This is a genomic window from Bifidobacterium pseudocatenulatum DSM 20438 = JCM 1200 = LMG 10505 (assembly GCF_001025215.1).
In the GTDB taxonomy this organism is placed as follows: Bacteria; Actinomycetota; Actinomycetes; order Actinomycetales; family Bifidobacteriaceae; genus Bifidobacterium; species Bifidobacterium pseudocatenulatum.
The window spans coordinates 1,067,691-1,090,423 of record NZ_AP012330.1 but is presented as its reverse complement, the minus strand read 5'-3'; the positions used below and the strand labels follow the sequence as shown (position 1 = coordinate 1,090,423).

Here is a 22,733-nt window from a genome sequence, read left to right as displayed (position 1 = left end):
GTTCACACGCATATCCAGCCCTTTTTGACGTCCGGATATTACAATCGGAGCTCAGCATAGGAATCATCATTCGATTTTCATGAAGGAAACGGCATGACACTGCACCGCACGACCGTGACGAAACGTCTGTTCGCACTGTTGGCATCGACCTCGCTCATCATGACCATGGGCGCCTGCTCATCCGCCAATGAAACGCAATCGCATGAAACGGACTCCCCCAGCACCGCCACTGCCACCGATGCCGGCAACGTGGTGATCTTCACCCCTTCGGACGGCATCACCATCTCCCAGCAGACGCCTCTGAGCAAATGGGAGAAGCTGGTGCCGGAAATCGTTTCATCATTGAAAGACAATGATGTCAAAGGCGCCAACATCACCGTCAAAGCGGCGCCAAGTCTCGACAAGCAAAGCCAAAGCGTGCAGGATTACGTGGTGAATCACGTCAACAGCACCAGCGACGATGCGGATTCCTCCGACAAAACCACTCTGGTAGTGGCGCCGGTGGCCGACACCACCGAATCCGACCGCCAATATGGAGACTATGTGTCGCACGCCATCACATGGAATGGGAGCTCCTCCGACGAAGACGCCCAGGACTACGCCCAATCCGCGGAACGTTTGGTTTCCGCATTGCAGCTCGCTCAAAACGAGGGCATGAAAGTCGTGTTAGTGTCGAACACGCTGCAGGGTTTCACTCCGGATGTGTACGTGCCGATGACCACGGCCGAGCAGATCGGCCAGCTTCAAGCCAAACAGCTGGTCAGCAAGCTCGAGCTCGACAAAACCAGCTCCGACAATCCGAAGCATATCGAAGTGCTACTCCCCTACGATGCCGCCAATGAAAGCGGCAGCACAGCGGACGCGACTTTCGCGCAAGGCGTGTTCAAAGGCATTTGGTCAGTGCTTGGACCGTATTTCAAAGATGGGAAGGCCGTTTCCCCATCCGGCACGCTGACCTCGTCGAGCGCGGAATCCGATTGGGTGTCCGTGGCGTTCGACGCGGCGAAAAGTGAGCGGGTCAAATCCACGCTCGCCGGACGTCTCGGCATGGATAAGGACACATCGCGCCATACCCGCATCGACGGCATCATCTCCTGCAATGATTATGTGGCCGGCTATGCTTCCGAAGAGCTCAACGATCTTGGATATACCGGTTCGGCGGCCGACATCAACCCATCCATCACCATTTCCGGCATCGTAGACAATATCACCGGCAAGAAAGACCTGAAAAAACAGTCCGTTCCCGATCCTGCGCAGGCGCCTGAATCCGATGACGGCGATTCCGATACGGAGGATACCAGCGATTCCCTTGACGAGCAGAACTCGCAATGGCCGATCATCACCGGTTACGGCGCCTACGTCAGCTCCATACCGAATATCGTGAACGGCAAACAGTGGATGACCGCTTTGGAAAATCGCAAGACCTTAGCATCCGACATCGCACAGACCTGCGTGCAGCTCAACACGTCGGGCAAACTTGCGAAGATGACGTTCATCTCATCCGTCGCCATGGAAGACATGAAAGTGCCGACCATTCAGGAAGAGGCGCTTGCGGTCAGCGCCAGCAATCTGAAGAAAACGCTGATCGAACCGGGATATATCTCGCTCGCCGAAGCAGGCTTGTAGACCGGCAACAAGGTAATCCGGATTATCAGACATAGGAAATCCGACAAGAGATGGAAAAAGCTGGCTTCCGTCGAACCGCCGCGACGGAAGCCAGCTTTTTATGTTGCGGCCGGCACATTCCTACCGCCGATCATCGCATTCTACTTCTTCGGAACGTAGATGACGGTGTCGATCAGCATGCGGTAGTGATCAACCACCGCCTGACGGCGTGCCTTCATGCTCGGCGTGACCAAGCCGTTTTCTTCGGTGAACTCGTCCGGCACGATTTCGAACTTACGGATCGATTCGGCACGGGATGCGAGCTCGTTGGCTTTGTTGACGGCACGTTCCACTTCGGCGCGCACGATCGGATTGCGGGAGGCCTCCTCGAGGGATGCCGCGCATTCCGCGCCTTTCGATGCAAGCCATGCGTTCGTTTCGCCAAGATCCAACGCAATGATGGCCGCTATGAACGGCTTGCGGTCGCCGATCATCACGCATTGACTCACCACGGGCGACGTCATGATCGACGCTTCCATTTCGCATGGAGAGACGTTCTTGCCGCCGGCGGTGATGATGAGGTCCTTCTTACGTCCGACGATGGAGACGAAGCCTTCGTCGTCGATGGAACCAAGATCACCGGTATGCAGCCAGCCGTCGACAATCTGCTGCCTGGTGACGTCGGGATTGTTGTGGTAGCCGGCGCATACGGCCGGGCTCTTGATGCACAGTTCACCTTCCTCGTCGACACCCATGGCCACGCCCTGCAGAGGCAGTCCGATGGTGCCAATCTTGTATCCGGAGGTCGGATTGACGCTTGACGGAGCGCAGGTTTCGGTCATGCCGTAGCCTTCCAGCAGCGGCAGTCCGACGCCATTGAAAAAATGCGCGATGGATGAATCAAGCGGAGCGCCTCCGGAAACCGCGTATTCCACATGGCCGCCGAACACGTCCATGATCGAGGAGTACACCAGCTTGTTGTACAGCGCATGCTTGAGATTCAAGACAACCGGAATGCCTTCGCCTGACTGCTGTGCGTACGACCAGTCGCGCGCCGTCTGCGTGGCACCTGCGAAAATACGTCCTTTGAGGCCGGCTCCGGCCTTTTGCGACGCCGCATTGTATATCTTTTCGAAGATACGCGGCACGGCAAGGATGAACGTCGGCTTGAACGCTTTGAAATCAGCCAGGATCGTCTTCAAGTTGCTGGATAGGCCGAGCGAGACGTTACCTGCGAAGCAGAAGAACTGCATGTAGCGTGCGAACACGTGCGCCAGTGGAAGGAACAGCAGCAGACGACGGTTCGGCTTCATCGCGATATCGGGCATGGAGCTAATGCCCGAATAGGTGATGAACACGAAATTGGAATGGGTGAGCTCAATGCCTTTTGGCGTGCCTGTGGAGCCGGAGGTGTACACGATGGTGGCGAGGTCCGATCCTTTGACCGCATGTTCGCGCTCTTGGAATTCGGCGTCGGACACGGCATGTCCGTATTCGATCATCGTGTCGATCGCGCCAAGTCCGATGACGTAGACGTCGCCAAGATTGGAGCATTCGTTTCTGATGGATTCGATCTTGTCGCGTTGCGCGTCATCTTCTGCGAACGCCATTTTGACGTTGGCGTCGTTGAAGATCATTTTGACCTGCGCGGGAGAATTCGTCTCGTATACGGGAACGGTGAGCGCTCCGATCGACATGATGGCCACGTCGAGCGCAGTCCACTGCCAGCAGGTGTGAGAGATGATGGACACCGATTCGCCGGGCATGATGCCTTGGGCGATCAGGCCTTTGGCGATGGCGATGACCTTGGCACGGAATTCGGTGGCGCTGAACGACGACCACTCGCCATGCTCGTTCTTGTATTCGACCAATGAATCGTTCGGAGTGCGGTTCGCTCGTTCATCAAGCACCGAGAAAATGTTCTTATCCGTGTCGATCTGCTGTTCCAAAGGCCGCGTGTATTCCTTGTACATGGCATTTCTCCCCTGCGTAATCGTCGTACATGTAGCATCATAGCCTGAGAGCTTCACTTTTTTCGACGAGGCCACGACGTATGGACAAAATCAATGGTTCTGTCGACCCCTGTTTCACAGGCCTTTCAATCCGATTCTCACCGTACGGGTTTTGCTTTCCGGATTGGTGTATTGCCGTCCTTCCGATTTTATCCCCCAATGCAGGCACCGCTCGTCGCAATGGTCGGATTCGCCCTCCACACGCGCGAAACGCTCCCCTTGCGCAACATGTGCGCCGACATCGCGTTCCGCAATGGCGGGTTCGAACGTCGAGGTCAGGCCGGAAAGGTCGCCTCCATGCCGGATGGTGACCACGGCTTTGCCTCCCACGTTGCCGCTGAAGGCGATCACGCCGTCCGCGGGCGCGACGATGGCTTCCTGAGGGTCCGCAAGCAGGTCGACACCCCGATGGCCTGGAAGCCACTGTTGTTTCGGCGCATCGTACTTGCCGACCACCTGCGCGCCGTTCAGCGGCCATCGCATCAGGACGGCGCAGGAACCGGACGCGGTCGCCGCATTCGTTTTCGCATACGTCGGTTCGGCCGACCATAGGCAGCACACGAGCAGCATGACACATGCCAGAGCGCATACGACCATGGTTTGGCGCAACTGCTGGCGGATGCGCTTCTTTTCCTCCTGTGCGATTCTGTTCCGTCGGATTCGCCTGCGATATTCACGTTCGTCCATGATGGCTCCTTCACGTTGCTGTGTTTGCGCCGTTGCGTTGTGCTGTGGTAAATCGCCAGCATGACAGTGTGAAGTTGTGCTTGTCCAGCTGAAACGGCCCTGTGGTCGGAGGATGAGTTATCCACAGGCTCCGGGCGTGTCTCGGCATACGATGGAACGTATGAGCGATAACACGTCACAGCGCAAAGCGTTGCAGCAACTGGAAAGCGAGTCCGATTACGATCGGATCACCTACTATCAGAAGCCTTTTATGGTGCTGTGGGCGGCCGTGCAGGAAGCGTCAAGCGAATTGCAGGACGATTACGCGCTCTCCCCCGAACTGGCGCAGTTGTGGGTTGCCGAGCAGATCCGCAAGGTGTCGGACTCGCTGGTGGACCGTCTTGCGGAAACGGCTTTGGCGCACGGCGAGTCGAAATCGAATGTGGCGCGCGCGGCCGGGGCAAGTCCCGCCAACGCGTTGCGGCGCTTTCCTCGGCTCAAGACCGATGGACCGCACGAGCGCACGCTGATCGACGACGTGCTTGATTCGTTAGAGTAACAAAAAGCCCTTGATTTCCAAGGGCTTTCATGTGGCTCCTGCGACTGGGCTTGAACCAGTGACCGTCCGATTAACAGTCGGATGCTCTGCCAACTGAGCTACGCAGGAATATTCTCCTGTTCTAAGCTTCTCCCCGACGAAAATCAGGAAAAACCTAAAAACGCGCTCCTGCGACTGGGCTTGAACCAGTGACCGTCCGATTAACAGTCGGATGCTCTGCCAACTGAGCTACGCAGGAATGTGCTTCCTGTACGGAATTGCTTCCGTGCACAAGTCACATATATTACACAAATCCTTTGTCTTCGCAAATCGAGTGTCGCACAGCGTGTCGCGACATCACCATTCGAGTTCCGCGATGTCCATCGGATGCTCGTTGACGTCGACGGCGGTGACCTTGCCATCATGCATGCGGATCACACGGTCCGCGATCGGCGCGATCGCGGAATTATGGGTCACGATCACCACGGTGGCGCCTTTCTTACGGCTCATGTCCTGCAGAATCTGCAGGACCTGCTTGCCGGTGTTGTAGTCCAACGCGCCGGTCGGCTCGTCGCACAGCAGGATCTTCGGATTCTTCGCCACAGCTCGGGCGATGGCCACACGCTGCTGTTCACCGCCGGAAAGCTGCGCGGGAAAATTGTCGACACGATCGCCGAGACCGACGTCTTCCAACACTTTGACGGCATCCTGAGCATCGGAAACGATCTGCGAGGCGAGCTCGACGTTTTCCTTCGCGGTCAAATTCGCCACAAGATTGTAGAACTGGAACACGAAACCGATGTCCGTCCTGCGATAAGCCGTCTGCTGTTTCGGGGAATAGTTGGAAATGTCGCGTCCGTCGATGACCACGCTGCCTTCTGAATTCGTGTCCATGCCACCCAAAATGTTGAGCACCGTCGACTTGCCCGCGCCCGACGCGCCCAGAATGATGGCCAGTTCGCCTTTTTCGATGCCGAAGCTCACATCATCGTTCGCGGTGATGGTGGTGGAACCCATTTGGTAACGCTTGTAACTATGCTGCATTTCGATATATGCCATTTTGGTCTCCATTCCACGCCGAAAAATCCTTGACTCCCAATATTACGACTACAGTAGGGATTGTTGCTCATAGACGACGAGGAAGGGAACGTTATGGACATCGCCGACGACGCCGACCGTTTGCAAACACTGCTGTACAGCGCTTACGATTCCGATACCGTGCGCGAGATGGAACGTCCGCTGCTTGACGACGGCGTGCCGCTGATGCGCATGGCCGCCTCGGCTGCGGCCCATGTGACCATGACACTGCTCGATGATGAGGACCTCGCCGTCGAGGACGCGCGGGTAGCCCTCCTTGTAGGGGCGGGAGATAATGGCGGCGACGGTCTATACGCCGGCGCGGAACTGGCGAACGAAGGCGCGCATGTCACCGCGATCGCCGTGGGACGTTCCCTGCACGAGGAGGCGTTCGGCGCGTTCGTGCATGCCGGAGGCCGTGTTCTCGTACTTGATCCCGCCGCCGAAATCCCAGGATGCACCACGGGTTTTTCCGCGGGAGAGGCCGGAGAACGACTGCAGGCCGCCGTTGAATACGTTCAGGGCTCCCATGTGATCATCGACGCGATGACCGGAATCGGCGTAAGCGGCGCATTGCGTGGCATCGCAGGCGCCATCGCTTCCTCCTTGGGATTCGATGGCGAACTTCCCGACAGGCCCGCCCTGCCGAACAACGAGCCTTCCTCCGCCCTGCCGCTCGTCGTGGCGATCGACACGCCGTCCGGCGTTGGCGTAAATGACGGTTCGCTTCCAGGACCGTACATTCCTGCTGATGTTACGGTAACATTCGGCGCGATGAAGCCGTGCGCGATGGTGCCACCCGCCTCATACGCATGCGGCCGCCTCACTTTGGTCGATTTCGGTTTCGACATTGATGATTGCGTCCCCGCGGCCGAAATGACGGACGGCGATTTCGTAACGGATTCGATTCGCCTTCCGCAACTTTCGGACGGCAAGTATTCGCGTGGAGTGGTCGGCTTGGTGACCGGCTCCGCCCGTTACCCCGGTGCAGCCGTATTGTCGGCCACGGCGGCGGCGCGCGCCAACACTGGCATGGTGCGCTATCTCGGCCCGCAACGAGCGCAGGACATGGTGCTTTCCTCGTTGCCCGAGGCGGTGATCGGCAAGGGCCGCGTCCAATCATGGGTGGTTGGTTCCGGCGTTCCCACGGGTGGCGACGAAGCCGCCGACACCGACATTCAACGCGAAACCATAACCGCGTTGTTGAAGCATTACGCACTGCAGGAAAAAACCGGCTCCAATGACGACGCCAGGAATGAAAGCGCCCTGGGCATGCCGCCGATCGTGGTAGACGCCGGAGCTTTGGACCTGCTGCCAGGCAAAGTGCCGGCTCAAGTGGTTGTCACCCCGCACGTCGGGGAGCTGGCCCGCATGTTGACTCGGCTAGACGGAAACGAAGCCAGCGTCGACAAAGTGCGCTCGCAGCCGCTCGCCTGCGCCCGCAGGGTCCATGAGCTGACCGGCGCGACCGTATTGTTGAAGGGCGCGGTGACCATGGTGGTCGGCACGGACGGCGAAGGCAACGAGCGGGTGATTCTTTCCGGACGCGCGCCGGCGTGGATGTCCACCGCAGGATCGGGCGATGTGCTTGCCGGCATGTTGGGCGCCCTGCTCGCGCAACAGGACGACATGCTTGCCGAGGATCCGGCATTAGTTCCCGAAGTCGTGGCGGCCGGAGCCTACATACATGGTCTTGCGGGCGCGATCGCATCGCGATCCGAACAGCGTGGATGGCATCGTCCGCAGATCTATGGGCATTCCAAAAAGCAGCATTTCGGGGAAATCGGCCATCCGATCATCGCGAGCGATATTATCGGCGGCATTCAGCCGGCATTTTTGCAATTACTTTAATTGCAAAACAAATTTACCGAACACCAGCCCCAACATCGGTGGCTTTGCGCTACACTAGCGTTGCCAATCCGTATTTTGCAGGAAGGATTTTCATGACCTCCCCCAGTGCCAACGTCACCGATGTGGTCTTTGATTTTTGCGGCGTGCTTATCGACTGGCAGACGCGCGCATGCCTTGAAGGCAGGTACCCCCAAGTGGTTGTAGACCGTATTTGCGCGGATAATGATCCGTGCGGCTTCTACGATTATGAGGATCGCATGGACCATGGCGAGGATTTCGAAGCCATTTATCCCGACGTGGTACGTGAACAGGGCGAAGAGATCGCCGAGATTTTCCGCGATTACATCGAACGTTACGGCGATGCGCTTCCCCGCATGATTCCGGATATGGAACAGCTGCTTCGTGATTTGAAGGCTGCAGGCTACGGCGTGTGGGGGTTGACGAATTGGTCGCATGAGACGTTCCATTTCGCATTCGAACGTTTCCCGCAGCTCGGCGAGCTGCTGCAGGGCACGGTGGTGTCCGGCGTAGAGAAGATGCACAAGCCGAATGCCGACATCTACGAACTGGCGCTGAGCCGTTTCAATCTCAGGCCGGAATCCAGCGTGTTCTTCGACGACACCGCGAAGAACGTCACTGGCGCACAGGCCGTGGGCATGCACGCGTTCCGCTTCACTAACGCCGGTCAGGCTCGCCGCGATCTGAAATCTTTGGGCATGGATTTCTGACTTTTTCAAAACGAACACTTGAATTAACAAAGGGTGCGGATCGCACGCATGTGAACCGCACCCCGATTGTTGGACTGAAGAAATTCAGATTCGATTCCTTCACTGTTTGCAATTGGTTCTCCTGAGTCCGTTCATTAAACTTTCCCAGATTGCCAACGGCGTTTGTCAACGTTGATTTGTGTTCTGTGTCAAGGCGACGGTATCTAGCGTCGCTATGACGTTACTTCAGTTTTGCCGCGAACCGCGACTGCGGCGGAACAACAGGTAGCTGTATACATAAGGAACGAGCGCTGCACCAACCGCTATCGTCACAATAATTGCGACCATGAGCATGTCGCCCACAGGCACAACAGAGCTGACAACACCCGCCACAATCAACAGCACTCCCAACACCATGAAAGAGATGCCACCCACACGCTGCGTACGCTTCCAATTGTTCTCGTCGACCAGAGCCCAAGGCGTTCTGATGCCGAAAGTGTAATTCTGGCGCATGCGCGGAAGGTAATTGCCTAAGCCGACGAACAGCGCGCCCAATACCACGCTAACAATAAGCCCAACGGGACCGCCGGTAGCTGGGATTACACCGAATGCGGTGGCTTCAGTGAACCATGTGACACCGCACATGATGAGTGTGAACGCGATGACGAATCCACGATACAGTCCGCTGGCCTTCATGTAGTTTTCTCCCTTGGGGTCCATCTTCGGGATGACGAGGAAAAGTCCCAAGCACAGCAACGGCAATACATCAAGAATCAACGTTACGGCACGCGGGCCATAACCATTGACCGAACCATCGGCACCCCAATGAATCGGCACGTTTTCGGGAAGCCGACTATAGCAGGCAAGATGTGCGATGATGTTGACTACACACAGTGCAACAAGCGCAATGCACAGATTGCGTCCGATCGGAGCGATCTTCTCCCCCGAATCAGTCTTGTTCTTGTCTTCGGCATTGTTGATGTTGTTTTTTAAATCGTTCAAGTTGTTCCCGCGCATAAGACCCTCCTTTATTTATTGTCTGTTTGATCATTCGCTTGATTGACGTTTCCATCGCCGTCCATGAATCCCATGAACCATCCGATCAGATCCTGCATCACCGTGGTGTTGAGACTGTAGATGATGTTCTGCCCGTGCCGTTCGTCGGTTACCAGTCCCGCGGTTTTCAACGTGGTCAGATGGTGGCTGATCGACGGTTTGCTCATGTTGAATTGTTCCGCAAGTTCACCAGCCGTCATGTCACGTTCGCGCAGCAATTCCAAAATGCGCCGTCGCGTGGGATCGGAGAGCGCTTTGAATCCCTCCCCTGCCATACATTCCTCCTTCGCTTCGCAATGTTCACACATTTTCTTATTTAGATAATTATCTAAACATCTACCGCGGACATGCGTGCGTTACGTTTCGCACGTTATGGTGGGAAGCATGATTGATTGGAGCAACCAGGACTGAGTTTTCAAAGAAGGCGCACCTTGCCCGTGTGGTGGAGCAATGGTGCGCCCGGTATTTCGCTTGACAGTCGCAAATTATGGGATCGTGGATCTGTCATAACGACTAGTCCACGATGATTCGACCTGTTTGAACGGTTGGTCGATAGTGATTTGTTTTACTGCTTCTGGTCATAGGGTGGGTTGATCATGCGGTCACGCCAATAGTAGACGTCATCATGTTCGCCGATTTCGCGATACACCTTGCATGGCTGTCCGAATGCGACCATATTGGCGGGAATATCTTTGGTAACCAGCGAGCATGCGCCAATCACCGAATTGTCGCCAATGGTGACGCCGGGAAGCACGGTAACGTTGGCGCCCAACCACACATTACGGCCGATGGTGACCGGCAGAGAATACTGTGTGACCTTCTCGCGCAGGTCAGGACGAATCGGATGGCCGGTGGTAATGATAGTGCAGTTCGGGCCGATCATGGTATGTTCGCCGATATGCACTTCACCATCATCAACTAACGTAAGGTTGAAATTGGCGTAAGCGTGCGCACTGAAATACGTGTTGCATCCCCAATTGGCATGTAACGGCGGTTCGATATAAGCGTCCTCGCCGAATTCGCCAAGCAGTTGGCGTGCGATTTCGTTGCGTTGCGTCATTTGACTGGGGCGGGTTGCATTGAAGTCGTATAGCAGTTCCATCTGTTCCTTCTGTGCTTTGATCATCTCTTCGTCATCGCAGGTGTAGATCAGTCCGGAATTCATGGTGTCAAGCACTCGTTGCGGCACAGTCATGGCAGCCTCCTTGCAGTCGTTCATGTCCGTTGCGATTATATACGAACACAACGCCACTCATGTCGTGATTCCGCATGCCTTTCGCGATTCTTTGCACAATCATCGGCCGCGCGTCTGCCAATATCGGAACGCCATGCAGTGTCATTTACCCCCATTTATTCCAGCATTGAAAACTCTGCGGATGGACGGAAGTACGTTGTCAACCAGGCGGATGGAATACGTCGTGTTTGTGGGTGGTGGGATAGCATATTGTTGGTTTTGTCGTTGTGATTGTTAATTGCAAGTCAATAGTCGAAGGAGAATCATGACATATTCCAAGAATGCGCCGTTCCGCGCCGATGTGGTCGGTTCTTATCTGCGTCCGGACGAACTCAAGCAGGCTCGTGCAGATTATGCTGCAGGTATTATTGATGCCGCTGAATTGAAAGCTGTCGAAGACAGGCTGATCACTGATCTGGTTGCCAAGCAGAAGGCCGCCGGCCTGCATGTCATCACCGATGGTGAATTCCGTCGCGGCTGGTGGCATTTCGATTTCATGTGGGGCTTCAACGGCGTGGACCATGTCGCAGCCGCCCATCGCGTTGCCTTCCATGACGAGGTCACTCCCGCCGACACTGCCACGGTGACCGGCAAGCTCGACGGACACGATCATCCGTTCGTGGAGCATTTCAAGTTCGTCAGGCAGTTTGAAGATGACAATACCGTTGCTCGCCAGACCATGCCTTCCCCAGCGCAGACCCGTTTCGTGCTTACCGGCAACAAGAACGCCTACCCGTACGACGAGTTCTACAAAGATGACGACGAGCTGACCGCGGATATCGTGGCCGCATACCGTCAGGTCATTGCCGACCTGTATGCCGCCGGCTGCCGTAACGTGCAGTTCGATGACTGCACTTGGACTCGCCTGTGCGACAAGAGCGTGCGTGAGCGTCTCGGCTGGAGCGATGAGGATGCGGCCCGCCTGCAGCAGGAGAATCTTGACGTGATCAACGCAGTGATCGCAGACCAGCCTGATGATTTGGTGATCAACACCCATATCTGCCGTGGTAATTTCCATTCCACGTGGCTGTCGTCCGGCGGTTATGCTCCGGTCGCAGCCAAGCTGTTCGGCGAAGAGAACGTGGACGCCTACTATCTGGAGTTCGACGACGACCGTTCCGGTGACTTCGCGCCACTGGCTGAGGTTTCCGGCGATAAACAGGTTGTGCTTGGCCTCGTCACCTCCAAGAGACCGGAACTTGAAGATCCGGAAGTGATTAAGGCTCGCATCTCCGAAGCGGCCCAGTATGTGCCGCTCGACCGCTTGTGCCTGTCCACCCAGTGCGGTTTTGCCTCCACTGAGGAAGGCAACAAGCTCACTGAGGAGCAGCAGTGGGCCAAGATCGCACTCGTAAGGTCCATCGCCGAAGAAGTCTGGGGCGAATAATCCAAGCCAATGCCCGGTACGACCAGCTTATGACATGGTCGTACCGGGCATTGTGTTATTCGATGATGTGAACGCGGAGCATTGGGCGAAACGTATAATACGGGACAGCAATCGTGAAATCATAACATCGCAGACAGGGAAAGCTATGAGAAAAGTGGCTTTTATTTGCATGCATAATTCATGCCGCAGCCAGATTGCCGAAGCGTTGGGAAAGCATCTACGCGGAACCGATTGTGATTTTTATTCCGCAGGTGTGGAAACCAAGCCGCAGATCAATCAGGATGCCGTACGACTCATGAAAGAGCTTTACGGCATCGACATGGAGAAAACGCAATACTCCAAGCTGATTTCGGATATTCCAAAACCTGACACCGCGATCTCCATGGGCTGCGACGTGGGATGTCCCTATATCGGCAAGGCTTTCGACGATAATTGGAATCTGCCAGATCCAACCGGGCACAACGATGAAGCTTTCATTGACGTCATCCGTCGCATCGAGGAAAACATCATGAAGCTCTAAAGGGTCTTGACCAGCATCCGTTCGAAGCCCACCAAGACCCTTCCAAAGCATTCTAGGTTAGCTTCTAGCACAATCAGCAGGCAGCTAAATTTTGCCAGCGTGATTTGGTAAGAACATTCACGTGCCCGACACGCACCTCGTGCATAAGAGGCACCGGTACCTCATCACACGTGTGATGATAGACAAAACCAACCTTCTCCTGCACCCGCTTCGACTTCAGATTGCCGTCATAATAGCCGCACCAAATCGCACTCATACCAAGATCAACAAAACCATGACGGATAACCTCCTTGGCTGCCTCCGGCATATAACCCCTCCCCCAGAAAGGCTTGCCCAGCCAGTAACCCAACTCACACTCATCATCACGATCCGTCATATCCGTATGACCATTAAGCTTTAACTCAATCGAACCAATGGGGTTATTGCTGCCGCGCTCGCAAATCGCGTAGCATTCCTTGCCATTGAGCACATGACGAATCGTATTGAGACTTTCTTCTTTCGATCGGTGTGCGGGCCAGCCCGCGATAGGCCCGATATCCGGATCTTTCGCATAGGAGTACAAGCTTTCCGCATCTGTTTCCGCCCAAGCCCTCAATGTCAGCCGTTCCGTTTCCAACATGTAGTCGACCTCTTTCACACGCAATGCATTGAACTGAAGTATAGATTAGCCTGCAAGGAGAGTTTGCTGTGAGTTGCGCGGCGGAGGCGTGACGCGGATGGAGGCGATACATGCGAAAGTGACGGCTGGCCTAACTCTCCTGTGGGCTTCGATGAAAGTTACGTCCAGTGCAGGGCGTAGATTCATAGCCAACACGTAAAGCAGGGGGGCTCCCCAACGGAGCTGAGATAGGCGAATGCCTGACCCTTTGAACCTGTTGGTTAGCACCAACGTAGGGAGCGAAGAATGAGTGTCGTAGCGCACACGCATTGCCAGCGTCAATTGGCATCCGTAAAAGTCTGCGCAGCAGATGCGTCGACCAAACAGTCTGCATCGCGCAATCATCAATCGTAATTCCATTTTCTATCCCGTATAACCGAGCATACGGGCGCGTCAGCATACCCATTGCCTGCGAAATCAAGTTTTCCCAACCCAAAACAGCATAATCAAGGGGGAATCATGAGCAATTATCCATATGCGTCGATGCGAGACAGCTTCGACCTGAGCGCCTATTTTGTGGTAGGACCACAGGATTGCAAAGGCCGACCGATCACCGACGTCATCGATGACGCATTGCGCGGGGGCGCAAGCTTCATCCAACTGCGCGTCAAAGACGCTGACGCGAAGGATCTCACCGACATGGCGCGTGATATCGCGCAAATCATCGAAGACAACAATAAGTCGGATTCCGTGGCATTCGTGATCGACGACCGTGTGGACGTGGTCTGGCAGGCCCGCAGCAAAGGCATCAAGGTTGACGGCGTGCACATCGGACAGACCGATATGGAACCGCGCGAAGCCCGTGCACTGCTTGGCGAAGATGCCATCGTGGGCTTGTCCGCCGAAACGGAAAGCCTGGTCAAACTCATCAACGAATTGCCCGACGGCTGCATCGACTATATCGGTGCGGCACCACTGCATGTTTCCGTCACCAAGCCGGAAGCGTCCGTAGGCGGCAATGACGGTTCCGGTCGCACGCTTGACGAAGAGCAGATCAACACCATTTGTTCAGCCAGTGGTTTTCCGGTAGTGGTAGGCGGTGGCGTGACCGCAGATGATATGGAGATGCTGGCGCATTCAAAGGCGGCAGGCTGGTTCGTGGTGTCCGCGATTGCAGGAGCCGATGATCCGGAAGCTGCAACCCGCAATATGGTAGCGCGCTGGAAAGCCGTACGTGGCGACACGAAGCACGGGTACGCGCCGCGCGTGAAAGCCCAGAAAACAGCGGAAATCAACACTGACAACACAGCCGACGGCGCATCCGGCGAAAAGAAGTTCACCAATGCGAAGGAAGCCAAGGCCGCCTCCAAGCTTGCCAAGCAACAGCGCGTCGACATTGCCGCACGCGATTCCAAGCAGCGAGACAAAGCACATATTCGCAAAACCACGCCGGTGCATTTCGAAAACGAATTCGGTTCCTACGATCTGCAAGTGCCGTACACTGAAATCAAACTGTCTGACACTCCTGGCGTCGGACCGAACGCACCATTCAAGGATTACAACACCGAAGGTCCGAAATGCGATCCGAAGGAGGGTCTCGCTCCCCTACGTTTGGACTGGATTCTTGACCGTGGAGACGTCGAAGAATATGAAGGACGTCGCCGCAATTTGGAAGATGACGGCAAACGCGCCATCAAACGTGGCAAGGCTTCCAAGGAATGGCGTGGTCGCCAGCATAAGCCGATGAAGGCCAAGGATCATCCGGTGACGCAAATGTGGTACGCGCGCCACAACATCATCACGCCGGAAATGCGCTATGTGGCGGAGCGCGAGCATTGCAGCGTGGAATTGGTACGCAGCGAACTGGCCGCAGGGCGTGCGGTCATGCCTTGCAATATCAACCATCCCGAAGCTGAACCCATGATCATCGGCTCGAAGTTCCTCACCAAGCTCAACGCCAATATGGGCAATTCGGCGGTCACTTCGTCTATTGACGAGGAGGTGGAGAAGCTCACGTGGGCCACCAAGTGGGGTGCCGACACTGTGATGGATCTGTCTACCGGCAACGACATTCACACCACTCGTGAATGGATTCTGCGCAACTCCCCCGTGCCGATCGGCACCGTGCCAATGTATCAGGCGCTCGAAAAGGTGGAGGATGATGCGTCCAAGCTCAGCTGGGAACTGTTCCGCGACACAGTGATCGAACAGTGCGAGCAAGGCGTGGATTACATGACGATTCACGCCGGTGTGCTGCTGCGTTTCGTGCCGTTGACGGCGAATCGTATGACGGGCATCGTTTCGCGTGGCGGTTCGATCATGGCCGAATGGTGTTTGCAGCATCATCAGGAAAGCTTCCTGTATACGCATTTCGATGAGTTGTGTGAGATCTTCGCCAAGTACGATGTCGCATTCTCACTGGGTGATGGACTTCGTCCGGGATCGCTTGCCGATGCGAACGATGCGGCACAGTTCGCCGAACTGATGACTTTGGGCGAGCTTACGCAGCGCGCATGGGAACACGACGTGCAGGTGATGATCGAAGGACCCGGCCATATTCCGTTCGACACCGTGCGCATGAACATCGAGATGGAAAAGGCGATCTGCAAGGACGCGCCGTTCTATACGCTTGGACCGCTCACCACCGACACCGCTCCCGGCTACGACCACATCACGTCGGCGATCGGCGGTGTGGAAATCGCCCGCTATGGCACTGCCATGCTGTGTTATGTGACGCCGAAGGAACATCTTGGGCTGCCAAATAAGGACGATGTGAAGCAAGGTGTGATCGCATACAAGATCGCCTGCCATGCGGCTGATATCGCCAAGCATCATCCGCATGCCATCGACCGCGACAATGCCATGAGCAAGGCACGTTTCGAATTCCGTTGGCTTGACCAGTTCAACCTGAGCTACGATCCGGACACCGCCATCGCGTTCCATGATGATACTTTGCCGGCCGAGCCTGCGAAGATGGCGCATTTCTGTTCGATGTGCGGTCCGAAGTTCTGCTCCATGGCCATCAGCCAAAACATCCGCAAAAAATTCGGTAATGCCGAAGCACAGGAGAAGCTCGTCGCCGACGCGCAAACCATCGCTGCCGGCATGCAAGAGATGAGCGAGCGCTTCCGCGAGCAGGGCGGCCATCTGTACCAGTAGACCGAACTGTAGTAGGTTGTGACGAACGGGATTGTCTGGTGTGTAGAAAGCCGGGCAATCCCTTTTTGTCGCTTATGCCGATATGGAGCACTCCGATAGGGACAACTCTTTTGCTTGTAGGCCTGACCCGTCAAGCCGGTCCGCTCCCATTGGGCGAACACCTGACCGGTTTTGTCGAGCACGGTTTGTGGGGTTTCCAACTGTGTGCGATCCTCGTCAAGCTGCAATTGGTTTTTTCACGTCCTTGATCTGCGCGATCGGCAGTCCACTATCCAGACAAGAGGGTATAAGCACTCCCCCACGGTCAGTACATGGCTCTAACCTGAATTTATGACTCTTCTTCAGCTGAAATATATTGTGAAAATCGTGGAATGCGGTTCCATGAACGAAGCCTCGCACGAGCTGTACGTGTCACAGCCCGCGTTGAGCTCGTCTGTGAAGGAACTCGAGAACGAGCTTGGCATCGAGATCTTCACCCGCTCGTCGCAAGGCATCGCCTTGACCGTGGACGGAGCGGAATTCCTCACCTACGCGCGCCAGGTGCTCGATCAGGCGTCGCTGCTCGAAGAACGTTACAAGAACGCGAAGCCACGCAAGCAGCTGTGCTCCGTGTCCACACAGCATTACATGTTCGCCGTCGAAGCGTTCGTGGAAATGATCAACTCCATCAAATCCGACGAATACGAGTTCACCATTCGTGAGACGCGCACCAAAGACATCATCAACCAAGTGGCGAACATGCTTTCCGAAATCGGCATCATCTACCTGTCCGATTTCAACAAAGACGTGATTGGCAAGATGTTGCGCGAAAAGCATTTGGAATTCCATCCACTGTTCCGTGCTCCGTTGCATGTGTTCATTTCACGCAACAATCCACTGGCCGGCAAGAAGAAAGTCACGATGGACGACTTGAAGCCGTTCCCGTTCATCCAGTACGAGCAGGGCGAGGAGGGCAGCTTCTTCTTCGCCGAAGAGGCGGTCTGGCCGGAATACTCCCCCAAGCAGATCAACGTGACCGACCGTGCGACGATTCTGAACTTCATCATCGGTCTGAACGGCTACACCGTGTGCACCGGCATCGACAACGGCGATCTCAACAATGAGAAAATCGTGACCGTGCCGCTTGACACCGATGAGACCATGCTGGTCGGCTGGATCACGAACGAGCGTGCGAAGCTGTCGAAGGCCGCGGAAAACTATTTGGAGAAGCTCAAGTCGGTGGTGGCCGACCATGGATACAACCTGATCGACTGAATGCACTCATCAACTGGATGCACTCTGATATGAGATTGAAAAGTGCCTCGCACCGATGCTTTCGATTGGTGTGAGGCACTTTTCATATGTTCAACTGTAGGACCCGCCTATAGAATTCAGGCACCATACTGCTCCAGATAAGCGTCGGCAGCGGCCTTGATCTCGTCGGTCACATACGCGGTGCCGTCAGCGGTTTCGATATGCTGGCCGGCCTCGAAGATCTCGCGCACGTTGGCAATGGCGAATACCGGGAAGCCGAACTCTGCTTCGACGGCCTTCACCGCGGACGTGTCGGAATCCTTGGTCTTTTCCATACGATCCACGGAAAGCACCAAGCCGACGACCTCCACATCCGCTTCGGCCTTGAGCTTGGGAATGACCTCGCGTACTGCGGTGCCTGCGGTCATCACATCGTCGACGAGCAGTACCTTCATGCCGTCGGTCAGCTGGGTGCCGACCATCATGCCGCCGTCGCCATGATCCTTCTTCTCCTTGCGGTCGAAGGTGTAGCCGACTTCCATACCGTGGCCGGAAGTCAGAGCGATCGCGGTGGAGACGCCCAGCGGAATGCCCTTGTAGGCAGGACCGAAAATGGTGTCGATGTCGTTCGGCAGATTGCCTGCTTCGATTTCCGCCGCGATCTTCTCCGCATAGAATGCGCCGAGCGTGGCGATCTTACGTCCGTCGTTGAATGCGCCCGCATTGATGAAATACGGCGACTTACGACCGGACTTCAGCGTGAACTCGCCGAATTTCAGCGCCTGCGCTTCCAGCAGGAACTTGGTAAAACGGTGGTCGAGGGATTCAGTCATGTCATGCTCCTTTGATGAATGATCGAGGTCAACGCCAAGTTTCGCCCTTGGCGAGCTTGTCTGCGAGTTCGGGACGTGCGTCGAGCAGCTCGTCGAGTTCGCGGGCCACACGCAATGGCGCGGTCGGTTCGAACAGTGCGGCCGCACCGACTTCCACGGCGTTCGCTCCGGCATACAGGTATTCAAGCGCCTTCTCACCGGAATCGATGCCGCCGATGCCGATGATCGGAGTGTTCGGTAATGCGGAGCGGGTCTTCCACACGGCCACGAGTCCCATCGGCAGCACGGCCGGTCCGGAAACGCCGCCGGTCACATGGTCGATGATCGGTTCTCCAGTGCGAATGTTGATGCGCATGCCGAGCAGTGTGTTGATCATGCTCAGCGCGTCGGCGCCGCTTTCCACGGCCGCGCGGGCAGGCACGGTGATGTCGGTGACGTTCGGCGTGAGCTTGACAATCATCTTCTTGTCGGTGAGCTTGCGCAGGCGGGTGATCAGACGGCTCAACGCCACCGGATCAGTGCCGACGCTCATACCTCCGGCGGACACGTTCGGGCAGCTCACGTTGATTTCCAGCATGTCTGCCGGAGAATCGTTCAGCTTGGACACGACTTCGACATAGTCGTCGTCGCAGTGACCGGCCACATTGGCGATGACCGTAGCGTTGATGGCCTTGAGCTTGGGCAGGTCGTCTTCCAAATAATGGTCCACACCCGGGTTCTGCAGGCCGACCGCGTTGATGTTGCTGGATGGGCCTTCAGCGGTACGAATGCCGGGATTGCCTTCCCATGGCACCGGGGAGACGCCCTTGGTGGTGACCGCGCCCAGTTGGCTCACGTCGTAGAACCAGCGGACCGCCGCATACTGGAAGGTGCCGGAAGCCGTGGCGACCGGATTCTTCCACGGCACGCCCGCCACCTGCGTGGGATGCTTCCACTCGTACGAACCGTACAGGTTCTCATGCTGGGTATCGTCGATCATCTCATTCACCCCATCCCAAACGTTCGCGAGTAAAGACCGGACCATCGGAGCAGACCTTCAAACGTCCGTCCAACGTGTCGACCGTACACAGCACGCAAGTGCCATAGCCACAGCCCATGCGCTGTTCCAAGCTCAGCTGGCACGCCATGTCACGCTTCACGGCCCATGCGGCGACGGCCTTCATCATCGGCAGAGGACCGCAGGTCAGAATCACCGGCTTGAGTCCCGAATCCATCAACTCGCCTTCGATGCGGTCAAGCAAGGTGATCACGTTGCCTTCGCTCTCGTCGATGCTGTACACCTTGTCGGCATACTTGCCCGCATATTCGTCGCCGAAACGCACGTTGCGGTAGCCGAACACCGCGGTGCTGACCGCGCCTTCGACGCCGGCGATATGCTGTGCCGCATGCACGAGCGGAGGCACGCCAAGACCTCCTGCCACGAGCACATAATTGGCGGGCTCCTTGGTCTTGAACGAATTGCCGAGCGGGCCCATCACACGAATGGTGTCCCCAGCTTTCAATCCGGCAAATTCTGCGGTGCCCTTGCCTACCACGGCGAACATGAGGCTGACTTCGTCGCCGTTGGTTTCGCAAACGCCGAACGGACGCGGCATCAGCTTGCTTGGATCGTTGGAATATACGTCAACGAATTGTGCCGGCTTTGCATGGCTGGCGATGTATTCGTCACGGAACGTCAAACGGTACACGCCGTCAGTCAGTTCCTGATTGTCAACGACCTCGACTTCATGCCGGCTCGGGAAAAAGCCTGCCGCAGTCGCTTCGGCAACGGTCGGAACGAACGTTGTTGCGGTGGTCATGAACTCCCTCTCTGTTACGTTCGATGGTTTGGTGGTTGTTTTTCTTTCAGATTGAACAGTTGGCCAGTCGGCAGGTTACGGCAAGACCGCACGCAGATTGTCACGCATATCTTTGGCTGCCTCACGGGCTGATTCCGCAACCAGATCCAGAGCATCGTCGGCGCTCATGGATTCAGAATACTTGCCGGACTTTTTCCATGCACCGATAACGCCACGTGACGAGTTGACAAGCGCACCCATGCCGTCACGGTCGAACATGCCGGCCACACCTTGCGCGGTGCCGCCTTGAGCGCCGTATCCCGGTACAAGGAAGAACGTGTGCGGCATGCGTGCGCGCAATGCCTTGCCTTCCTCTGGGTGCGTGGCTCCGACCACTGCGCCTACACGTGAATAGCCGTTCTTGCCGATGGTTTCGGCGCCCCAGCCTTCCACCAGATCGGCGACATGCTCGTATACGCGTTCACCGGAGGCGAGTTCAAGTTCCTGCAGTTCACTGCTAGACGGATTGGAGGTGCGTACAAGCACGAAAATGTCTTTGTCGTTGGCGGTGGCGGCGTCGACGAACGGTGTGATGCCATCGGTGCCGAGGTATGGGTTCACGGTCACCGCATCCTCATGCCATGGATCATAGGCGGTGTCGTCCAATCCTATACCGCTGAGGTGATGAGCATATGCAGCCGCGGTAGAGCCGATGTCTCCGCGCTTGACGTCGCCGAGCACGTACAGGCCCTGCTGCTTGGCGTATTCGCAGGTCATGGTGTAGGCGTCGATGCCTGCCGGACCGAGCGTCTCATACATGGCGATCTGCGGTTTGACCGCAGGCACGATGTCTGCGACGGCGTCGATGATGGCGCGGTTGAATTCGAAGAAGGCCACGGAAAGCTGCATGGACGGCGCTTCCGCCGGATCTTCAACCTGTTCGCTGATTTCCTCGGCAAAGCCGGCCACGATTTGCGCTGGCACGAGCGCTTCGGTCGGGTCAAGTCCCACAACGCTCGGATTCTGCTTGGCTTCGATTGCTTCGATCAGGCGATCCATCAATCCTCCTTGTTGATACGGCTGAAGACTAGTTTCGAGCCGATGATGGTGGCGAGCGGACGGCCGGTGACCTGCCATCCACCAAACGGGGTGTTACGAGCCGAGGAATGGAATCGTTCAGGATTCACGGTCCATGCCTCGTCGGTGTTGAGCACCACCAGATCCGCGCGGTCTTCTGCAGGAACCTTGACGAGGTCCAGCACGCGTTTGGTGTCGTCGTCTCCGGGGACGGCGTCTGCGTATTCGTCAAGCAACGCTGTGACGTCGGCCTTGCTGTGGCCCATAAGTTCGGCTGGCGCAGTCGACATGAGTTCAATCAGGCGTTCGTCGGAGATAAAGCCACCGTCCACAAGAATCTTGTGGCATACGCCATACGCGCATTCAAGACCAATGATGCCGTTCGGAGCATCGAGGAAACCAAGGTCCTTCTCTTCCATGGTATGCGGTGCATGGTCGGTGGCCAGCAGATCGACGGTGCCGTCAGCTACGGCTGCGATGGTTGCCTTGCGATCCTCTTCGGAGCGCAACGGCGGATTCATCTTGGCGAGAGTGCCGTATTTCAGCAATGCTTCATCGCACAACGCAACGTAGTGCGGTGCAGTTTCGCACGTGATCGGTAAGCCTTCAGCTTTGGCCTTGCGAATCGCGTCGAAAGAAATCGCAGTGCTGACATGCTGGAAGTGCACATGCACGCCGGTTTTGCGCGCCATCTCGATATCGCGTTCGACGATTTTCAGTTCGGTATCTTCGGGAATGCCGGGTACGCCCAGTTCTCGTGATACGGGACCTTCATTGACCGCCCCGGTGTCGTGGTGTTCGCAATGCTCGATCAGGTATAAGCCTGATTTCTTGACGTTGTCGAACACTTGATCGAGGATTTCCGGTGTTACCGCGGAACCGTCATCGCTGATGGCGGTCACCGGGTGGCACAGCTGGTAGGCGTCCTTGTTGTCGTCATCGTGTTCAGGCAGGTAGCCGATCCAGTCGGCCACGTCGGTTGCTTCCTTGCCTGCACGCCCTTTGGAAGCGCATACGCACAGGTCATAACGCACCGGCAAGGTCACATCATGGGCTTGTTCGTAATGCTGCAAATAGTCGATGACCGTGTCGAAACCGGCGTCGAGCACTTCACTGGCGCCCGGTTCCCCCGCCGTCACCTTCACGCCATCCATGGCGGGAACGGTGTTCGGCATGATGAGCACGTTCGTATACCCGCCAGAGGCGGCAGCCGCGCAACCGGAAACCATGGATTCCTTGTAGGTCTGGCCCGGATCGCGGAAGTGGACGTGGGGATCTTCGAATCCCGGGGCGATGGTCATGGCCGAAGCGTCCACCGTTTCATCAGCGTCAGATGGGACGATCAGGTCGATGACTTCGCCGGTGTTCCAAACCTTGATGTCGTGAAGGGTGAGGGTCATGG

General features: G+C 56.4%; 20 protein-coding genes, 2 tRNA genes and 1 riboswitch. Of the genes, 8 read left to right on the top strand and 14 right to left on the bottom strand.

What is annotated here, in order from left to right; translation table 11 throughout:
• Positions 1-93 precede the first annotated feature (93 nt).
• Complete coding sequence (locus BBPC_RS04495; protein WP_004221928.1) at positions 94-1,626, top strand: substrate-binding domain-containing protein; 1,533 nt, start codon at positions 94-96, stop codon at positions 1,624-1,626.
• A 140-nt stretch (positions 1,627-1,766) separates the two neighbouring features.
• On the opposite strand, the gene BBPC_RS04490 is transcribed toward BBPC_RS04495, so the two are convergent.
• Both BBPC_RS04490 and BBPC_RS04485 read right to left on the bottom strand, forming a co-directional pair.
• The gene (locus BBPC_RS04490; RefSeq protein ID WP_004221926.1) at positions 1,767-3,578 is read right to left on the bottom strand and encodes an AMP-dependent synthetase/ligase; all 1,812 of its coding nucleotides are present in this window, start codon (positions 3,576-3,578) and stop codon (positions 1,767-1,769) included.
• 114 nt (positions 3,579-3,692) lie between these two features.
• Positions 3,693-4,304, bottom strand: coding sequence for a M23 family metallopeptidase (locus BBPC_RS04485; RefSeq protein WP_022245198.1), 612 nt, complete (start codon positions 4,302-4,304; stop codon positions 3,693-3,695).
• 160 nt (positions 4,305-4,464) lie between these two features.
• On the opposite strand from BBPC_RS04485, the gene BBPC_RS04480 reads away from it, so the two are divergent.
• Positions 4,465-4,842, top strand: a complete 378-nt coding sequence (locus BBPC_RS04480; RefSeq protein WP_022245197.1) for a hypothetical protein — start codon at positions 4,465-4,467, stop codon at positions 4,840-4,842.
• 32 nt (positions 4,843-4,874) lie between these two features.
• Here the strand turns inward: BBPC_RS04480 and BBPC_RS04475 are convergent.
• The 3 genes from BBPC_RS04475 to BBPC_RS04465 form a co-directional block, all read right to left on the bottom strand.
• Positions 4,875-4,950, bottom strand: a tRNA-Asn gene (locus BBPC_RS04475).
• A gap of 57 nt (positions 4,951-5,007) precedes the next feature.
• Positions 5,008-5,080, bottom strand: a tRNA-Asn gene (locus BBPC_RS04470).
• 98 nt (positions 5,081-5,178) lie between these two features.
• Entirely contained in the window at positions 5,179-5,880 is a 702-nt protein-coding gene (locus BBPC_RS04465) for an ABC transporter ATP-binding protein (protein ID WP_022245196.1), read from the bottom strand.
• A gap of 93 nt (positions 5,881-5,973) precedes the next feature.
• Here BBPC_RS04465 and BBPC_RS04460 point away from each other — a divergent pair, with 93 nt between their 5' ends.
• Positions 5,974-7,749, top strand: coding sequence for a bifunctional ADP-dependent NAD(P)H-hydrate dehydratase/NAD(P)H-hydrate epimerase (locus tag BBPC_RS04460; RefSeq protein ID WP_022245195.1), 1,776 nt, complete (start codon positions 5,974-5,976; stop codon positions 7,747-7,749).
• 92 nt (positions 7,750-7,841) lie between these two features.
• Entirely contained in the window at positions 7,842-8,477 is a 636-nt protein-coding gene (locus BBPC_RS04455) for an HAD family hydrolase (protein ID WP_004221913.1), read from the top strand.
• A gap of 225 nt (positions 8,478-8,702) precedes the next feature.
• On the opposite strand, the gene BBPC_RS04450 is transcribed toward BBPC_RS04455, so the two are convergent.
• The 3 genes from BBPC_RS04450 to BBPC_RS04440 form a co-directional block, all read right to left on the bottom strand.
• Entirely contained in the window at positions 8,703-9,473 is a 771-nt protein-coding gene (locus BBPC_RS04450) for an SdpI family protein (RefSeq protein ID WP_004221911.1), read from the bottom strand.
• 11 nt (positions 9,474-9,484) lie between these two features.
• Positions 9,485-9,787 (bottom strand): autorepressor SdpR family transcription factor, encoded by a 303-nt coding sequence (locus tag BBPC_RS04445; RefSeq protein WP_022245193.1) that lies wholly within the window; start codon positions 9,785-9,787, stop codon positions 9,485-9,487.
• A gap of 290 nt (positions 9,788-10,077) precedes the next feature.
• Complete coding sequence (locus BBPC_RS04440; RefSeq protein ID WP_022245192.1) at positions 10,078-10,707, bottom strand: sugar O-acetyltransferase; 630 nt, start codon at positions 10,705-10,707, stop codon at positions 10,078-10,080.
• Positions 10,708-11,011: 304 nt separating this feature from the next.
• On the opposite strand from BBPC_RS04440, the gene BBPC_RS04435 reads away from it, so the two are divergent.
• Positions 11,012-12,133, top strand: a complete 1,122-nt coding sequence (locus BBPC_RS04435) for a 5-methyltetrahydropteroyltriglutamate--homocysteine S-methyltransferase (RefSeq protein WP_004221905.1) — start codon at positions 11,012-11,014, stop codon at positions 12,131-12,133.
• A gap of 169 nt (positions 12,134-12,302) precedes the next feature.
• Complete coding sequence (locus BBPC_RS04430) at positions 12,303-12,653, top strand: low molecular weight phosphatase family protein (protein ID WP_229030117.1); 351 nt, start codon at positions 12,303-12,305, stop codon at positions 12,651-12,653.
• Positions 12,654-12,726: 73 nt separating this feature from the next.
• Here the strand turns inward: BBPC_RS04430 and BBPC_RS04425 are convergent, their stop codons facing one another.
• Positions 12,727-13,272: a GNAT family N-acetyltransferase gene (locus BBPC_RS04425; protein WP_022245190.1), complete on the bottom strand. Its 546-nt coding sequence runs from the start codon at positions 13,270-13,272 to the stop codon at positions 12,727-12,729.
• Positions 13,273-13,464: 192 nt separating this feature from the next.
• Positions 13,465-13,567: riboswitch (TPP riboswitch) on the top strand.
• Positions 13,568-13,767: 200 nt separating this feature from the next.
• Between BBPC_RS04425 and thiC the strand changes: the two genes are divergently transcribed.
• Both thiC and BBPC_RS04415 read left to right on the top strand, forming a co-directional pair.
• On the top strand, positions 13,768-16,410 hold the full coding sequence (gene thiC, locus BBPC_RS04420) for a phosphomethylpyrimidine synthase ThiC (protein WP_370739615.1): 2,643 nt from the start codon (positions 13,768-13,770) through the stop codon (positions 16,408-16,410).
• A 330-nt stretch (positions 16,411-16,740) separates the two neighbouring features.
• Positions 16,741-17,664, top strand: coding sequence for a LysR family transcriptional regulator (locus BBPC_RS04415; RefSeq protein WP_004221895.1), 924 nt, complete (start codon positions 16,741-16,743; stop codon positions 17,662-17,664).
• Between the two features lie 116 nt (positions 17,665-17,780).
• Here BBPC_RS04415 and pyrE read toward each other — a convergent pair whose 3' ends face one another.
• The 5 genes from pyrE to BBPC_RS04390 form a co-directional block, all read right to left on the bottom strand.
• Positions 17,781-18,476 carry an orotate phosphoribosyltransferase gene (pyrE, locus tag BBPC_RS04410; protein ID WP_004221893.1) on the bottom strand — a complete coding sequence of 232 codons (696 nt, stop codon included), beginning with the start codon at positions 18,474-18,476 and terminating at the stop codon, positions 17,781-17,783.
• Between the two features lie 28 nt (positions 18,477-18,504).
• The gene (locus BBPC_RS04405; RefSeq protein ID WP_004221891.1) at positions 18,505-19,455 is read right to left on the bottom strand and encodes a dihydroorotate dehydrogenase; all 951 of its coding nucleotides are present in this window, start codon (positions 19,453-19,455) and stop codon (positions 18,505-18,507) included.
• A gap of 1 nt (position 19,456) precedes the next feature.
• Positions 19,457-20,275, bottom strand: a complete 819-nt coding sequence (locus BBPC_RS04400) for a dihydroorotate dehydrogenase electron transfer subunit (protein WP_004221889.1) — start codon at positions 20,273-20,275, stop codon at positions 19,457-19,459.
• A gap of 75 nt (positions 20,276-20,350) precedes the next feature.
• A complete protein-coding gene (gene pyrF, locus BBPC_RS04395) occupies positions 20,351-21,313 on the bottom strand; it encodes an orotidine-5'-phosphate decarboxylase (protein WP_004221887.1) in 963 nt (320 codons plus the stop codon).
• Positions 21,313-22,731, bottom strand: a complete 1,419-nt coding sequence (locus BBPC_RS04390; RefSeq protein WP_022245185.1) for a dihydroorotase — start codon at positions 22,729-22,731, stop codon at positions 21,313-21,315. The genes pyrF and BBPC_RS04390 overlap by 1 nt, the downstream gene beginning before the upstream one ends.
• Between the last annotated feature and the right edge of the window lie 2 nt (positions 22,732-22,733).

Coding starts and splice junctions, on each gene's coding strand:
- BBPC_RS04495 (WP_004221928.1), top strand. CDS start 94: ATGACACTGCACCGCACGACCGTGACGAAACGTCTGTTCGCACTGTTG.
- BBPC_RS04490 (WP_004221926.1), bottom strand. CDS start 3,578: ATGTACAAGGAATACACGCGGCCTTTGGAACAGCAGATCGACACGGAT.
- BBPC_RS04485 (WP_022245198.1), bottom strand. CDS start 4,304: ATGGACGAACGTGAATATCGCAGGCGAATCCGACGGAACAGAATCGCA.
- BBPC_RS04480 (WP_022245197.1), top strand. CDS start 4,465: ATGAGCGATAACACGTCACAGCGCAAAGCGTTGCAGCAACTGGAAAGC.
- BBPC_RS04465 (WP_022245196.1), bottom strand. CDS start 5,880: ATGGCATATATCGAAATGCAGCATAGTTACAAGCGTTACCAAATGGGT.
- BBPC_RS04460 (WP_022245195.1), top strand. CDS start 5,974: ATGGACATCGCCGACGACGCCGACCGTTTGCAAACACTGCTGTACAGC.
- BBPC_RS04455 (WP_004221913.1), top strand. CDS start 7,842: ATGACCTCCCCCAGTGCCAACGTCACCGATGTGGTCTTTGATTTTTGC.
- BBPC_RS04450 (WP_004221911.1), bottom strand. CDS start 9,473: ATGCGCGGGAACAACTTGAACGATTTAAAAAACAACATCAACAATGCC.
- BBPC_RS04445 (WP_022245193.1), bottom strand. CDS start 9,787: ATGGCAGGGGAGGGATTCAAAGCGCTCTCCGATCCCACGCGACGGCGC.
- BBPC_RS04440 (WP_022245192.1), bottom strand. CDS start 10,707: ATGACTGTGCCGCAACGAGTGCTTGACACCATGAATTCCGGACTGATC.
- BBPC_RS04435 (WP_004221905.1), top strand. CDS start 11,012: ATGACATATTCCAAGAATGCGCCGTTCCGCGCCGATGTGGTCGGTTCT.
- BBPC_RS04430 (WP_229030117.1), top strand. CDS start 12,303: ATGCATAATTCATGCCGCAGCCAGATTGCCGAAGCGTTGGGAAAGCAT.
- BBPC_RS04425 (WP_022245190.1), bottom strand. CDS start 13,272: ATGTTGGAAACGGAACGGCTGACATTGAGGGCTTGGGCGGAAACAGAT.
- BBPC_RS04415 (WP_004221895.1), top strand. CDS start 16,741: ATGACTCTTCTTCAGCTGAAATATATTGTGAAAATCGTGGAATGCGGT.
- pyrE (WP_004221893.1), bottom strand. CDS start 18,476: ATGACTGAATCCCTCGACCACCGTTTTACCAAGTTCCTGCTGGAAGCG.
- BBPC_RS04405 (WP_004221891.1), bottom strand. CDS start 19,455: ATGATCGACGATACCCAGCATGAGAACCTGTACGGTTCGTACGAGTGG.
- BBPC_RS04400 (WP_004221889.1), bottom strand. CDS start 20,275: ATGACCACCGCAACAACGTTCGTTCCGACCGTTGCCGAAGCGACTGCG.
- pyrF (WP_004221887.1), bottom strand. CDS start 21,313: ATGGATCGCCTGATCGAAGCAATCGAAGCCAAGCAGAATCCGAGCGTT.
- BBPC_RS04390 (WP_022245185.1), bottom strand. CDS start 22,731: ATGACCCTCACCCTTCACGACATCAAGGTTTGGAACACCGGCGAAGTC.